The 14599-nt window shown below is 52.2% G+C and carries 16 protein-coding genes; 2 read left to right on the top strand and 14 right to left on the bottom strand.

Annotation, left to right across the window (positions count from 1 at the left end; translation table 11 throughout):
* Positions 1–46: 46 nt before the first annotated feature.
* Complete coding sequence (locus tag AC1VYI_RS19900) at positions 47–1039, top strand: AraC family transcriptional regulator (protein ID WP_226483438.1); 993 nt, start codon at positions 47–49, stop codon at positions 1037–1039.
* Between the two features lie 48 nt (positions 1040–1087).
* Here the strand turns inward: AC1VYI_RS19900 and AC1VYI_RS19905 are convergent, their stop codons facing one another.
* The 9 genes from AC1VYI_RS19905 to AC1VYI_RS19945 form a co-directional block, all read right to left on the bottom strand.
* Positions 1088–1555 carry a nuclear transport factor 2 family protein gene (locus AC1VYI_RS19905; RefSeq protein ID WP_134866766.1) on the bottom strand — a complete coding sequence of 156 codons (468 nt, stop codon included), beginning with the start codon at positions 1553–1555 and terminating at the stop codon, positions 1088–1090.
* Positions 1556–1801: 246 nt separating this feature from the next.
* Positions 1802–2854, bottom strand: coding sequence for an aldo/keto reductase (locus AC1VYI_RS19910; RefSeq protein ID WP_134866767.1), 1053 nt, complete (start codon positions 2852–2854; stop codon positions 1802–1804).
* 109 nt (positions 2855–2963) lie between these two features.
* Complete coding sequence (locus AC1VYI_RS19915) at positions 2964–3716, bottom strand: SDR family NAD(P)-dependent oxidoreductase (RefSeq protein WP_134866768.1); 753 nt, start codon at positions 3714–3716, stop codon at positions 2964–2966.
* A gap of 24 nt (positions 3717–3740) precedes the next feature.
* Positions 3741–4169 (bottom strand): organic hydroperoxide resistance protein, encoded by a 429-nt coding sequence (locus tag AC1VYI_RS19920; protein WP_226483436.1) that lies wholly within the window; start codon positions 4167–4169, stop codon positions 3741–3743.
* 39 nt (positions 4170–4208) lie between these two features.
* Entirely contained in the window at positions 4209–4646 is a 438-nt protein-coding gene (locus AC1VYI_RS19925) for a nuclear transport factor 2-like protein (protein ID WP_134866769.1), read from the bottom strand.
* Positions 4647–4679: 33 nt separating this feature from the next.
* Positions 4680–5447, bottom strand: coding sequence for an SDR family NAD(P)-dependent oxidoreductase (locus AC1VYI_RS19930; protein WP_134866770.1), 768 nt, complete (start codon positions 5445–5447; stop codon positions 4680–4682).
* 14 nt (positions 5448–5461) lie between these two features.
* Positions 5462–5896, bottom strand: coding sequence for a nuclear transport factor 2 family protein (locus tag AC1VYI_RS19935; protein WP_134866771.1), 435 nt, complete (start codon positions 5894–5896; stop codon positions 5462–5464).
* Positions 5893–6879, bottom strand: a complete 987-nt coding sequence (locus tag AC1VYI_RS19940; RefSeq protein ID WP_134866772.1) for an oxidoreductase — start codon at positions 6877–6879, stop codon at positions 5893–5895. Before AC1VYI_RS19940 ends, AC1VYI_RS19935 begins: the two co-directional genes overlap by 4 nt.
* 135 nt (positions 6880–7014) lie before the next feature.
* A complete protein-coding gene (locus AC1VYI_RS19945; RefSeq protein WP_458305850.1) occupies positions 7015–7155 on the bottom strand; it encodes a DUF3363 domain-containing protein in 141 nt (46 codons plus the stop codon).
* A gap of 22 nt (positions 7156–7177) precedes the next feature.
* Here AC1VYI_RS19945 and AC1VYI_RS19950 point away from each other — a divergent pair, with 22 nt between their 5' ends.
* On the top strand, positions 7178–7585 hold the full coding sequence (locus tag AC1VYI_RS19950) for a dienelactone hydrolase family protein (protein WP_226484470.1): 408 nt from the start codon (positions 7178–7180) through the stop codon (positions 7583–7585).
* A 19-nt stretch (positions 7586–7604) separates the two neighbouring features.
* On the opposite strand, the gene AC1VYI_RS19955 is transcribed toward AC1VYI_RS19950, so the two are convergent.
* The 5 genes from AC1VYI_RS19955 to AC1VYI_RS19975 all read right to left on the bottom strand — a co-directional run bounded on the left by AC1VYI_RS19955 (position 7605) and on the right by AC1VYI_RS19975 (position 14558).
* Positions 7605–8408 carry an SDR family NAD(P)-dependent oxidoreductase gene (locus AC1VYI_RS19955; protein ID WP_050870289.1) on the bottom strand — a complete coding sequence of 268 codons (804 nt, stop codon included), beginning with the start codon at positions 8406–8408 and terminating at the stop codon, positions 7605–7607.
* Positions 8409–8474: 66 nt separating this feature from the next.
* Complete coding sequence (locus AC1VYI_RS19960) at positions 8475–9359, bottom strand: NAD-dependent epimerase/dehydratase family protein (protein ID WP_134866773.1); 885 nt, start codon at positions 9357–9359, stop codon at positions 8475–8477.
* Positions 9360–9620: 261 nt separating this feature from the next.
* Positions 9621–10706, bottom strand: coding sequence for a PDDEXK family nuclease (locus AC1VYI_RS19965; RefSeq protein ID WP_050870285.1), 1086 nt, complete (start codon positions 10704–10706; stop codon positions 9621–9623).
* Positions 10707–10992: 286 nt separating this feature from the next.
* Positions 10993–12657, bottom strand: a complete 1665-nt coding sequence (locus AC1VYI_RS19970; RefSeq protein ID WP_114268982.1) for a UvrD-helicase domain-containing protein — start codon at positions 12655–12657, stop codon at positions 10993–10995.
* Positions 12654–14558 carry an ATP-dependent nuclease gene (locus tag AC1VYI_RS19975; protein ID WP_134866774.1) on the bottom strand — a complete coding sequence of 635 codons (1905 nt, stop codon included), beginning with the start codon at positions 14556–14558 and terminating at the stop codon, positions 12654–12656. The genes AC1VYI_RS19970 and AC1VYI_RS19975 overlap by 4 nt, the downstream gene beginning before the upstream one ends.
* Positions 14559–14599: the final 41 nt, after the last annotated feature.

The raw sequence follows: 14599 nt of genomic DNA on the forward strand, positions 1-14599 counted from the left end.
GCCTACTACGGCTTAGACAGTTTATTGGCTAAACAAAGAACCATTAATGCTTGTTAGTGCGAAAAATTTTCGCAATAATCCCAAAATGCGAGCAGACCCCTTATCTGAAATTCTCACGCTAGTGCGGGCCAAGCACATCCTTTCCGGCGGCTTTTGGGCCGGTGGAACATGGGCAATCCGCTTCCCCGTACCAGGAGCCGCGAAGTTCGCGGCAATCATGCAGGGCGGCTGTTGGCTGAAATTGGAAGGGTTGGACCAGCCTCCGGTGCGGCTGGAACAAGGCGATGTGATCTTGTTGGATGGGCGACGCGCCTTGGTCATGTGCAGCGAACCGGATGTTGAACCAACTCCCTCCGCCACGGTATTTGCGAATGCAGATGCCGATGGCATCGCAAGATGGAACGGCGCCGATGAGTTCTACAACATCGGCGGACACATCGAAATGGATGAGACGTGTGCGAATCTTCTACTCGACGCGCTACCGCCATTGATTCATTTGCGCGCAGATGCCGCCGAAGCATCATCGCTGCAATGGATGCTTCATCAATTGATTTGCGAGATGACTGCGGAACGCCCCGGCACCATGCTGGCTTCCTCACAGCTCGCTCAATTGATGCTCGTGCATATCCTCCGGGGACATCTTGATGCCGAGGGCGCAACGCCTCCGGGGTGGTTGCAGGCACTGCGAGATAAGCGAATCACGACCGTGCTTCGTCTCATGCACGGCGATCCCGGCCACCCGTGGGGACTGGAAGACCTTGCAAAAGCCGCCGCGATGTCGAGAACGAACTTCGCCCTTCGTTTCAAGGAACTGGTGGGCATCGCTCCGTTGACCTATCTCGCCCAGTGGCGGATGCGTCTTGCCGTGCGCGCGCTGGTCGAAAAAGACGATCCGCTCTCAGAGTTGGCCTTGTCGCTGGGCTATACGTCGGAGAGCGCGTTCAGCAATGCCTTCAAGCGCATCGTTGGCATAGCGCCCAAACGCTACCGCTCTAAAGTAATGAAAGAGGCCGCCTCACAAAAGCGACAGGTGAACTAGGCTTCTGGGGCGGCGCCTTGATTGAAGTACGTCCTGATTTTCTACAAATCAGGGACTGGACGGACGGCTATCCGTCCAGTCGATGATAAGTTTGCGTTCAGCAAAAAGCCAGCGGCCGTCCTTGCGAACGATGGTGTCGTAATAGCGAATGCCCATCACCAGCAGCTTCCGTGCTCCATCCTCCGTCCAGAGATGGTGCGCGAGAGTGTAGCTTTCATTGATTGCTGAATCGCCATTGATCTGAATGGTGCTCTGGCCGTTGAGGTGCATTGTCACCGCATACTTTTTCAACGCATCGCCAATGCCGGATTCGATCTCTTTTCGGCCGCGCAGCACCTGCACTGGCTTGCTGTCTTTGCCTGGTTCTTCTATATAGACTTCCACCACGCCATCGTCGGTGAACAACGCTGCCTGCTTTGCTGGCAGCTTGCGGTCGGCGTTATGAGCCCAAGCGTCGATCAGTTCGCGGATGGCCAGGCGATCGGCAGCCTCGCCGGTAAGTGTTGTCTTGCTCATAGTGTTTTCTTTCAAAGAGGTTGGGACGCCAGCGACGGCTGCCGACGACGCAAACGATGGGATCGCCATCGCCGTCCAGATGAGCATTGCGAAAGCGGCCTGAACCAAGATGCCGTTCCGAGAATAATGCGTACCGAACGCGACGGCCTTGTGGGCCAAACGATTGAATATTAGGGTCATGGAATTTGATCTTTTTAATGTCTGGTAAAGATAAAAAACCTCACTGATTGGTCGGAGAGGCAGGCGTCAGGCATTGCGCCCAAGGCGACGCATACGGTGGTTGTCCAGCCGCCTAGCGTTGTCCCGACCAAACGCCATGTCCTTCACCATTTCCTGACTGAGCATCTCATGCGGGAAGCCCAGCTCTACCGCCGTCTTCTCGTTGATCGCCTTCATGTGTGCAGCATCCAGTACCAAGTCCAAGCAGCCGAGGTTGTCCCTGAGTTGCTCGACGTTGCGCCCACCGATGATCGGGATCACTCCGGCCTCCGGGCGGAGCTGACGCAACGCAGCCAGGGCGACCTGCGAAGGCGAGCGGCCGACATCCTTGGCAATATCAACCACGAGTTGGGAAATTTCCAAGCTGCGTTGCGGAATCTGCTCGCGTTGCTGGCGGGTGGGCGTGTTCGATCCGCCGCTCAGAAACTTGCCTGACAGTACGCCTTGCGCCAGTGGAGACCAGGCCGTCACACCAAGATCTAGTTCCTCTGCCATAGGAATCAGGTCGCGTTCGGCAGTTCGCTCGGCCAGGCTGTACTCGACCTGGATGCCAATGAAGGGTGCCCAGCCACGCAAATCGGCGAGCATGTTGGCACGAGCGATCTGCCAAGCTGGAACGTCTGAGACGGCCACGTACAGCACCTTGCCGGCAGTCACCAGGTCATCCAACCCGCGCATGATCTCTTCAACCGGCGTGGTGTAGTCCCAGAAATGCAGTAGGTAGAGATCAATATAGTCTGTGCCGAGCCGGCGCAAAGAGTCTTCGACACAATGGCGCATGTTCTTGCGGCTGTTGCCCGACTTGGATAGGTCCGTGCCCATGTGCGGCGTGTACTTGGTCGCAACGACGAAATGGTCCCGGTCAGCACTGATGAAATCGCCAACCAACCGTTCGCTTGCGCCCTCGGTATAGACGTGAGCGGTGTCGATGAAGTTGCCGCCAGCCTCGGCAAACGCATCGAACATCGCACGACTGGCCGCTTCATCGCCGCCCCAGCCCCAGTTGGAACCAAACGTCATTGCTCCCAGGCAGAGTTCCGAAACCCTCAAGCCCGACTTCCCGTGTAGTTTGTATCGCATACAAAAATCTCCTCATTAGAAATACGGCTACGCTCTGTTGAGCCAACCGTATGCACATCGACAAATTGGCAGGCCGTAACCACTGGCCATGAAGCCAGCATCTTGGTGGTCAGTGGGCGAGGATTCCGCCATCCACCGGGATCGCAACGCCGGTGACATAGGCGGCATCGTCCGAGAGCAGAAAGGCAACGACCTTCGCCACGTCCTCCGGCTCGCCAATTCGACCGAGCGGAATATCGTCCAACACTCGTTGGTTCAACGCGGCATCACGGCCGAAGCTCTCCAGAACTGGCGTGCGAATCGTGCCTGGATGCACCGAGTTGATGCGAATCCTGTGTTTGGCATATTCCACCGCAGCCGCTTTCACCATGCCTCGGATCGCATGTTTGGCTCCGGTGTAGGCGATGTTCGGCGCACCGAATACATGCGAAAACCCGGCAATCGAGGAAATATTGACGATGGCTCCGCTGCCAGCAGCGATCATCCTCGGGATCGCCGTGTGCATACCAAGGAAAACGCCATGCTGATCCACATCGACGGTCCGGAGATAATCCTTGATGCTGATTTCCGCAGTAGGGAGTACCGGCCCAGGTATGCCTGCGTTGTTCACCAATGCGGTAAGCCCTCCGAACGCTGCTTCCGTAGCGTCTAGAGCGCACTCCCACGAAGCGGAATCGGTGACGTCGTGATGCGCGAATATCGCATTGCTGCCCAGCTCTCTTGCGAGTGCCGTTCCTGATACCTCATCAACGTCGCCAATTGCGACCTTCGCACCATCGGCGACCAACGTGCGGGCGATGCCGGCCCCGATTCCGCTTGCAGCGCCGGTAACTAACGCGACACGACCTTTGAGCTTTGCCATGAACTCTCCTTGGGCTTTTTATGGTCACACGTTCGTGGTAATGGAAACCGCCACATTGCCGCGCACGGCGTTGGAGTACGGACAGGTTGCGTGCGCCCGCGCGGCCAACTCTTCCGCATAAGTCTTCTCCAGCCCCGGAAGGTGTGTGGTCAGAGCGACTTCAAGGCCGAAACCGCCTGAGCCGTTGAGGCCAACTCCAACGCGCACGGTCACGCTGGTGTCGTTTCCGATGCTCACCTCATCCTGCTGTGCGATGTGGCGCAGCGCGCTGTGAAAGCACGCTGCGTAGCCAGCGGCGAATAGTTGTTCGGGATTGGTGGCTTTACCCGCGCCTCCCATTGCTTTGGGTAGGGCAACGTCGGTATCGAGCAGGCCATCGCTGGAGCGCACATGGCCGTTTCGGCCATCGCCCGTAGATACTGCCTCTGCTGTGTAGCTAGGTGTGATTGGCATGGGGTTTATCCTTATTCGGCATGGCGGTCATGGTGGTCGTTATGACCCGCTTGGGCCACTGCCACTCGCCAAGTCAGCGATGAGGTTTGGATTCTGGTAGTAAGCGACGATCTCGGAGATCCCGTCGCTATCGCCGCAATACAGTTCGACTATTGACATGCGTTCAGCGCGACCGCTGTGCTTCGAGGTAAATACGGTCTGCATGAGCGCCATCGCACGATCGCCAATTGGAAATGCCTCATAGCTTTCCAAATTGACATCGAAGGTTCCTGTCATCATCTCCAGGGTCTTGGCAAACTCGCTCACGCCGCGCGTGGTGCCGCCCCACGGCAACACTAGTGGGGCTACCACCAAACAATCCGACTTCAACGTCACAATTGCCGCCTGAGAGTCACCAGACTTCACTGCACCTTGCAGCCTTTCAACAAGCGCCGTCAGGTCAAACGGTGTTCCGATGGATGGAGAAGTTGTTGCCATAGAGAGCCTCTGCTTGTTGAGAAAGTGGCCGCGTCACTGCGCTGTGTAGCCACCATCGACAGGCAGCGCGATTCCAGTAACGAAACTGGACTTTTCCGATCCAAGCCACAACACTGCATCGGCAATCTCAGACGGCTCGGCAATGCGGCCGATGGGATGTGCGGCAATCAGCACCTTGTGCAGTTCAGGATTCTCCTCGGTCATTTTGGCGATTAGCGGGGTATTCACCAGAGCCGGGCAAATGGCATTGATGCGTATGCCTTTCGAGGCATAGTCGAGCGCGGCGCTGCGCGTAAGCCCCAGTTCCGCTGTCTTGGACGTGGAGTAGCCCACGTAACCGGGTTGACCAATGAGGCCCGCGCCAGACGATATGTTGATGATTGAACCGAACCCCTGGCGAACCATCTGCGCCAGTTCATGCTTCATCGAATAGAACATCCCTCGCACGTTGACTGCGAGCATGTCGTCGAATATTTCGTTCGGATATTCGGCCGTAGGGTAGGTCAGATTGCCGCCGTCGATACCTGCGCTATTGACCGCGACATCCAGCCGGCCGCTATCGCCAATTGCAACGACCACCGCAGCCTCGACCGCGGCTTCGTCGGTAACATCGCAAACCGCGTGGCGTGCGTTGCCTCCCAGGGCCGCGATTCTTGCAACGGTGTCGCGCAGCGTGCTTTCGCTGCGGCCAGCGACAGTGACGGTGGCGCCTTCGGCTGCCAGAGCGAAGGCCGTGGCTTGCCCGATTCCCGTGCCACCACCAGTCACGAAGGCCGTTTTTCCCTCGAAAAGTCTTGCCATGGGTATTTCCTTTTTTATCGCATGAAGAGTGGCTGCCATCGGCGCGATAAGAAGCGCCATCCGTCCGCAGTGCGAACGAACTCGTCGTGATCGACGCCGACTGCCAAAGGAACGGTTACGGGGTGGCTGCCGTCCTGGGGCACCATGTACGCCGTCAGCGTCGAAGTACCGACAGCACGGTCTTTGCCAGCAGCGACGAACCTTGCATTGCTCATCACGTGGTGGATGCCAGGCGGGCTCTGGTCGAACTCGGTTCCCCACGCCCGCATCGCTTCCATCCCCACGATCGGCGCCGCGCTGGTATGCAACGCGCCGTCGTCGACAAACAGTTCATGCACTGTCTTGGCATGACCGTTATCCAAGCGCCAGATTATTTCGACCAACAACCTCGAAAGTTGCAAGTAGTCCGCATCGCTTACCGGCTCACCACTGGCAGGCACAGTGCTCATGCGACACCATCCGAATCTTCGACAGACACTCCGGTCAGGCGCTCGCTCAGTGTCCACAGCCGACGCGCCGTATCCGGGTCAGTCGCCCATGGGTTCACGCCGGCCACGATCGGATGGCCGACGCGCGGTTCGGCCACGTCGCAATCCTCGCAATACAGGCCGCCCATACCGTCCAGTTGCGGGCTGGTCGCGCACCAGACACTCGTTGCGGCGCCTTGCTGCGGATTCTTGGTGCCTTCTTCGGGATTGATGATCGGGTTACCCGCCTCGTCGCTGATGCCCGACGCGACGATGGCTTCGGGCGACATGAAGCGAGCGATGTCGGTCAGAATCCGGCCGGGATGAACGGCAAAGCCCCGAACCCCATGACTTGCCCCCCTACGGTCAAGCTCAACCGCGAACAGCACGTTGGCCGTCTTGGCCTGCCCATAGGCAACCCAAGGGTCATATTCCCGGTGGTCAAAGTTCGGGTCGCTCAGATCGACCGACGAAAAGTGGTGCCCCTGAGAGGAGACGGCGACCACGCGCGCGCCCTGCGCCCGAACCAGGGCCGGCCACAGGCGGCAGAACAGTTGGAAGTGGCCCAGATGGTTCGTGCTGAACTGGGACTCGTAGCCACGGGCATCGCGCGTCAACGGGTTGGCCATGATGCCGGCGCTGTTGACCAGGATGTGGACGATGGGATGCTTCGCCAGCACTCGGTCCGCAAAGGCGTCGATCGAGGCGGGATCAAGCAAGTCCATCGGCTCGATCGACACCCCGGAAATGTGACCCAGCGCCTTCGTCGCCTTCTCGATGTCCCGCGCCGGAACGATGACCGTGGCGCCAGCGGTCGCAAGCGCTTCCGCAGTCGGCAAGCCGATGCCCGAGTAACCGCCCGTCACGATTGCGGTCTTTCCTGCCAAGCTGATGCCGCGCAGCACATCGTCTGCGGTCGAGGCAGCACCAAAGCCGGTGCCTAGCGGTTTCTGAACTGATGTCATCGGAATCTCTCCTTTTAAGTGGACTCCGACACGGTACATACGCCCAGATGAACTGTTAATGCTTGCAGATACTATTTATTTGCGTAAAAATCCCATAATTGCATGCCGAGGGCGACGGCCGCTTCTGATAAGGCACTACAGCTGCGGCCCGTGTTGCCGTCCGATCGCCCACGACACGCCACCGCCGCGCACCGTTGCGGCGAGTTGCTGCCCCAGCCGTTGCTCGATCACCGGCCGCCACGGCACCAGGCTGAATCCCTTGCCGTCATCGAGCATCGCGTAGCGCCCGCTGGCTCGACTGGCTGAGCTCCGGTTCGTAAATGCGGAAAAGCTCGCTGCAGTAGGGTTCTGTTATGGCGGGCATTGCGTTCTCGAACTGGCGCGCAGCGGAGCGCCTCTGGCTCTCACGGCATGTTTTCACGGTACGCTTGATACGCGTATCCCCGCGGAGAAAGGGAATATCATGGGCAAGATCGCTGTATTAAACGGGGCCAGCGATCCTTTTGTAACAACAGAGCAGATACAAGCTTTCGCCGGCGAAATGGCATCCTGCGGATGTGATTTTCAGCTGACGAGCTATGCCGGCGCGGTTCATTCTTATACCTACCCCAGGGCCGATGTTCCGGGCAAAACGTATTACGACGAGGCCGTCAGCAACCATGCTTTTGGTGTTGTATTTACCCTGCTGAAGGAGGCGCTGGGCTGATGCCCTGCGCCGTGCTGATTTACTTTTTCATGGCAGAATCGGGTTCAGAAATGATGCGGTGACGCTGAGCCTTGTGTGACTCACTCATCATTCTGTTCATCACCTCGCCTTCATACTCGGCATATTCACTGCCGTAGACAAATTCATGTCCTGTCATCAGGGCATACCAAGCACGTTTTGCCACTTCTTTTGGATCATCCTTTTTCATGGATCCTACTGTCGTGTCTGCCTGTCCTGCATTTTTGAAGAAATTGGTTTCCGTTGCCCCGGGCATCAGAAGCGTCATCGATAAACCGCTTCCCATCAGCTCGTTACGTATGGCGTAAAAGAAGGAATTGACGAAAGCCTTCGACGCCCCGTAAACCGCTTCGAAAGGTATTGGCGCCGAGCCGGAGAGCGAGGAGGTGATAAGAACGTGTCCATTGCCCTTTTCAACGAGCCGGGGAATAAATATTTTAGAAAGATGGACCACAGCATCAACGTTAAGCCGTATTAGCCTGAGCTCTTTATCAAGATCGGTACCACCATTAAAGGCGCCGCCGAGGCCCTGGCCAGCGTTGATGACCAGCGCACTGAGGTTTAAACCGGCCGTATCCATTCTGGCCTGCAGGTCAGTTATCTGGTCATATTCACTCAGGTCAGCACTGAAGGCGTGGACGTTAACTGAAAAGTGTTTTTGCAGATGTTCCCGGGCAACCGATAGTTTTTTTTCATCCCTCGCCACGATGGCAAGATCGTATCCGTTAGCCGCAAACTCTTCAGCAAGCGCCAGGCCGATACCGTTACTCGCACCAGTTATGAGTGCCAGTTTTTTCTCATTCATACGATTCTCCAGTTGAGCGGACTGACCGACCTTCTACAGGCCGGTAGCAAAGAAAGGAAGTAACCATCAGACGCTGTCGGTCCAGCGGTATGCCGGGCGGTAACCCAGGACTCGCATTGCCTTTTCACTGCTCAGCACGGATTCATTACCCACAAATTTTTTACGTTGTTCAACATCGGGATAGTAGCGATCGAGGAGTTCCTGTGTAGGGGTTCGCATGCAGGTGATGTCGCTGGTAATAAAGAACTCATCTTTACCTCTGACCTCATATTCGAGTGCTTTCTCAATAGCGTGGGCAACGTCCCGTACGTCAACATAGGCCCACATGTTCCATAGCCTGACGGTCGGGTCATCCTGCCAGCTTTCGAACTGTGCATATTCCTCCGGTGCCATAACGTTAGAAAGCCGCAGACAGGTAATCCGCATATCAGCGTTGTTAAGACAGAACTGACGGGCCATTTCTTCACCCAGCACTTTAGTCAGCGCATAAATGCTGAGCCCCCGGGCCGGGTAGTTTTCATCAACAGGAATATATGGGGCATTCCATTGATCGTAAGGAACGCCGGTAGGAACCTCGCTTGATGACCAGACAATATTTTTAATTCCCAGACGTCGTGATGCTTCAAAAACGTTGAACGTAGAAAGCATATTATTTCTGAATTCGTCAGAATCCGGGATCATACGAGGATGCGGAATACTGGCGAGGTGAACAACGGCATCAAAGGCTGCCTGCTCGGGTCGTGAGTAAACGTCTTCTCCTACGGAGGAAAGCGCGTCGATTGTTGCACCAAAATCCTCTAGATCTGCAATCATCGCAGGATGGGCATCAGTTAGCGGATCTTTTTTATCTATGAGGAACAGGTCATAACCCGCTTTCTCGAGCCGCTCTACAGTTACCCTGCCAATTTTTCCTGAAGCACCGGTAATGGCTATACGTTTTTTAACTGACATACTTCGTCCTTATGGTTGAGGTGCAAATCAACCTTAAGTTTTGACGACATAAAAACGATATGCGATGAGCCTGGCTAAACACTACGGTTACTTTAATTCATCAATTAAAATTGTTTTGCAGAACAGGCGTGATCCACAAATTGGCAAAGTTGTTTGCTATTAGGGCTCTGGAAATGAATGACCGCAGATCGCTCACAGCGGATCTTCAGTTCAGCCAACTCGTTCGCTTAATGCCAACAGCGAACTCGCTGAAATCAGTGCTTACTGACCGAATTCAGATTGCACAAATTTTAATGTCTGCTCATGCCGCAATTTACAGACGATATTTTGGTTCGCGAAGATGCCAGAAAATGTTTTCGCCTGTTCTCTCGGAAGAGACTTGATCCAACGAACACCAACAACCCATTCGGAAAGCTCTTCATTGTCAGAGTTTGCGTTTGGGTGTTCCGCTTTCAATCCTGCGGAGAGTAGAGGAACATTCGAATCAGTCATGAAATCGCGAATCATAACTGCTGGTTTGGTCACTTCCCCAAAGCCGACGTAACCGCATCCCTTCATGTAAGCATAAATTTTGTCACCAACTGCAAGACGATTAAGTGCAGATGAATACACCTTCCCTTGACCTGCACCAATAAAGCCAAATTGTCTGTTATCGTCCCAAGTTCGATACTCGCATTCGCCCACATTCACGAACCAACTACCAGTCCATTCATCTTGATTAGAAGCAATTGTTCTTTGCTTAACTTCTTTTCGTTCAATATAATCTTTAGCCTCCGGCAACGGAATAATTGTTTCCGGCTTGATAAATAGCTCACCATCAGAATCGATAAATGGAGCGATCCGAGTGCATTGAATATCTATGCCATATTCTCGCAACCATAATACTGCGGAGATAACTTCAGAGTTAAACTCTTTTGAGGCCAAAATAATATGCTGTTTCGCATTAAGTAACTCAATGTCAGCATCAATAAATTCCTCAATTTTTTTAGTCGCATCAAATTCAGTCTTGTTTAAATAGGACGCGTATAGCTTAAAAATCTCACCAGGCAAGAGACTTGAGCAATACGATGCATACTTTATTGCCTGCCATTCAACGGACGAACCAGAATCATCCCGTTTCAACTCAACCACAACAAGTGCTGCCGATTTATTTACGCAAAGCAAATCAAGGCGCTTACCAGAGGCAAGGATGACCTCTTTGCCAATGACAAGTAGTTCCTCACCTAAAATAGTCGGGCTTTTTTCGATCCATTCCTGAATATCGAAACGTTCCTTCAGCCCAAGTTCCGAGAAGTTTGTTGGTTTCAGTTTGATTAGTGTCTTATTTATTATATCTACACGAAACATTGGCTCTATCTCCTTTCAAATGTTTCCTACACATGAATATGCCATATTCAGCGGGATGCCTACACTACTATGCCATAAAAGATAGTACGCAACTTCCGCTCCTCGCTCCCAGCGGACCTTCAGCTTCGTTAACACGTCCGCTTCGTGCCAGGAGCGGACGTTGAAAATGGCACTCCATATCTATTATTGAGCGATGTTAGAATAACCAATTGTAACAATTAATGCTGTTTAGCCCTAAACCATGTGAAAATAAAAGTGGAATTATAAGTAATTTTGGGACTGGCCGTTACCTCACAAACGGAAGTACATAATCCAAATACTCTACTTGAGCAGTCCTAAAAACTTTCCAATATCTGGCATTAGCAGGTTCATCACGCTTGTTAGTATGCGTTAAAATAAGGCGTCTCTTTGCTCGCGAAACACCGACAAAAAACGCACAGCGATTCTCTTCTTCATCACCAAAAAAAATCTCATTTTCTATAGCCATGATTACAACCGAATCAAACTCTAATCCTTTGCTTTTGTGAATGGTCAAAATGCGTACAGCTTGATCATCACTAAATCGTTTTAATGCGAGGGGTAAATCAGATTCGATTTTCAGTAAATCTTTAATACGTGCTTCAACATCGCGCACAACCTGTTTAAGACGATCATGGGACTCATATTCAGGCGATAAGGCAACAAGCATCTGTAAACCTATATGCTTCAAGAAAGCGCGACTAAATGTCCACCATTCCGAAAAGGGATTGTCCGTTTTTTTTGCTTCAGACACCCCCTTACGATGCTTTTTAATCAGGTGATCAAGATCTTTTCGTACGTTGGTTTGAATTTCTTCATCAGCAAAGGGAACCAGCTGATTCATCAGACGAATCCAGGCTTTAGGTTCCCGATGTCCATACAGGCATGATAGGTAATCAACGATTAACCTAGCCACTGGTTCGACAGTAATGTCCTGCATTTGCTGCTCATTGCGGTAGGGAATTCCGCGTTGCTCTAACTCTCTGAAGAGGTGATCAGCATATAAATCTGGTTGTTTAGAGATCAGGACTGCAATTTCAGCTGGAGGTACTTTCTCTGTGTTAATCCATTCATAAATTAGGTCAGCCAGATAGATAGCTTCAGTTTGACTGTCTTCAAATTTGCAAGCAAAAACCTCCCCTTCGTCCCCTTCCAGCTGAGCATCAGGCATTACAGAGTCAGGATCTAACTTACGAATAATTTCGTTCTGAACACGCAGCAAAGTTGGTTTTGAGCGGAAATTGCGATACATGTTGAGCGGCACCGCATTAAAGTCCTTTGTGAAGGACTGGAAAATGCCGTCCAGAGCACCTGCCCAAGCCATAATTTTCTGTTTTGTGTCACCGACTGCAGTCAGTCGAATTTTTGTTCCCTTAAAAGCAATTTTTACCAAGTCATATTGTAAATTTGTGCAGTCCTGAAATTCATCAAGGAAAATGTCACTATAAGTTTGCCGGATTGCATTTCGGGCTATTTTTGACTTTTGCAATATTTTAATTGCATAAGGAACCAGATCGCCGAATGCTATTTCGTGACGAGACGTCCCGCTTTTCTTGTCTACAATGGTGTAACCAGCATCTAAGGCATATTCTCCCGTAAGTACCGGCCTAAATCGATCTATGATGCGTTTGGCAAATGCGTGGAAGGTAAAACTGTCAAAGCGAGAAGCCAGATATCTTCCACACCTGCGTTCAACGCGTTCTGCCAGATTTCTGCTGGCATCAACCTTAAATGAGATCGCCAGAATCCTTTTGGGGTATCGACACGTTCCTGTTCGCAAAAGGAAGTCAGCACGCTGTGCAAGCATTTCCGTCTTACCCGCCCCCGGTCCAGCAGTCAGTGCCAAGCAACGTTTACGCGCTTTCGCTGCACGTTTCGCATTAGGTTCCAGCATCAATCCATCTGCGGGCTGCCATTCTTCGACAGTAATCATTCTGGCAGTTCCGTGAGTTTGGCAATAACCGCATCAGCCAGCCTGTCCAGTGAATCTGGCATGTTTTTAAGTAGATCAGCATCATTTAGCTGAGTTAACGCCTCAATGTGAGCTGCGGGTTTACTGCCGAGCTTGAAACGTTGGTGATAGGTATTAAAAAGCGCTAATTCATCATCCCTGTACTGGGATGAATCGTAATGACTTTTTCCAAGAACAGCTTTTATAGTTGCATCGTCGGGCTTCTCCTCCTCAACGTTATAGGCTTCTGGGTACGCAAGTAACATTGCAAAGTCTAAATCCATCGGGTAGGAGAAAAATACGCTGCGCTCTTCAAGCATGTCGAGATAATGTTCATAGCCCCGAATTTTGTATTTTTCAGAATCCCATTTTGGAATTCCGTAATCTTCTGGAAGTTTTTTCCCTGGTTGATGTATCGCAAATTGATCGTTTACGTACTTAATTCTTCCCCACCCTGCCGCATAGCGGGCAACGTCAAGATCAAGCAGTGTAAAATAGGGGATCTTTAATGCTGCAAGCAGACGCCAGAAATGGTTTACATGCCGCCCCCCTAAAGGTGCTACAGTGATCGCTGACTCGTCAACGGGCGCACCCTTGGCCTGAAGCAAGCGTGGCAGCACAATCTCTTCGCTGTCACCTTCGCCAAGCACCACCAGCCGTGAAAAATAGATTTCCGGAAACGCCTGGACTGCTTCCCTAACAAACTTATGTGCCTCATCAGTTTCATCAGGCAATTTAATACAAGTGACCTGCGTCTCTCGTGACTCATTCAGTCGAAGATAACGTATTAACTCAGGTGCTACCCGGCGCAGCATTGTGGGCGCATGCGTCGCAATGAGAGCTTGCGCATCTAGGTTTCCAACCATGGCATTCAGGGAGTTAACAATGCGTCCCAGATAATGTGGGGAAAGGCTGTTTTCTGGCTCTTCAAGGGCTACCAGTGTGAAGACCGGAGGACGTAATTTTTCGGGATCAAATGATATATCTTCTTCTGCAAGCACGGCCTTGCCAATAGCCTGAGACGATAACACAAGTGAAAGGTAAAGCATGGATTTTTGGCCATCGCTCAGCCTTGAAAAATCTACAAATGAGCCATCGTGACTTGGGGTAAATGAAACAGACAGATGCCTTAACAGCGGTTCAATTTCTGACGCGACAAAAGTAATTTTAGGATCAGCAAAAAATTTACCCCTATGCAGTTTTGCCCAAGTTGTCTTTAAAATCTCACTAAATGCATTCACCGAGGGATTGGCCGCAAGGCTGACGCTTATTTGGTCGGTCAGGCTTTTAATCGTTTCACGCTCATCGTCCCAACGAACAGCGCGAAGTAAACGCCCGAGTAATGCATTCGCACCGTACGCAATATGGTCAGCGGGATCACGTCTGGCAGGCAGATAGTGTACATGGATATGATTACGTTCGGAGCGTGGAACCTGAGCGGTATTTAGAGGTGATTCATCTTCATCAACTTCCAAAACATATACCAGAGCTTCTTCAATGTCGCCATCTATCCCCATAGTTGCCGTTAGGCGAAAACGCACGCGCGGAACCCCATCTGGCTCGTCCAGTCGCATATGGCTGAAGTGGGGTGCTACGGTACTGTTGTCCTCGTCATCTTCCAGTTCGGGAAACAGAAAATCAGCCTCTATCCACAACTGGCGCTCAAGCGGAACGTCCTCCTCATCACAGGGCACGTGGAAATCTGAACGCTGGATCCGCCTTAACGCGGGGTCGAATGCAAAAAGTCGACACAAAGCCTGAAGAACTGCGGTTTTACCTGAACCATTAGGGCCAATGATATATGTTATATCTTCAAGGCTGAGTTCTGTTGCTTCATACCCAAAAGACTGAAAACCAGATAAACGTATTGCTTCAAGCTTCATGCGCCTCCCTACACAGATTAATTAAACTTCTAAATCAATTA

It is taken from the genome of Enterobacter sp. QK-SA4 (assembly GCF_056856775.1).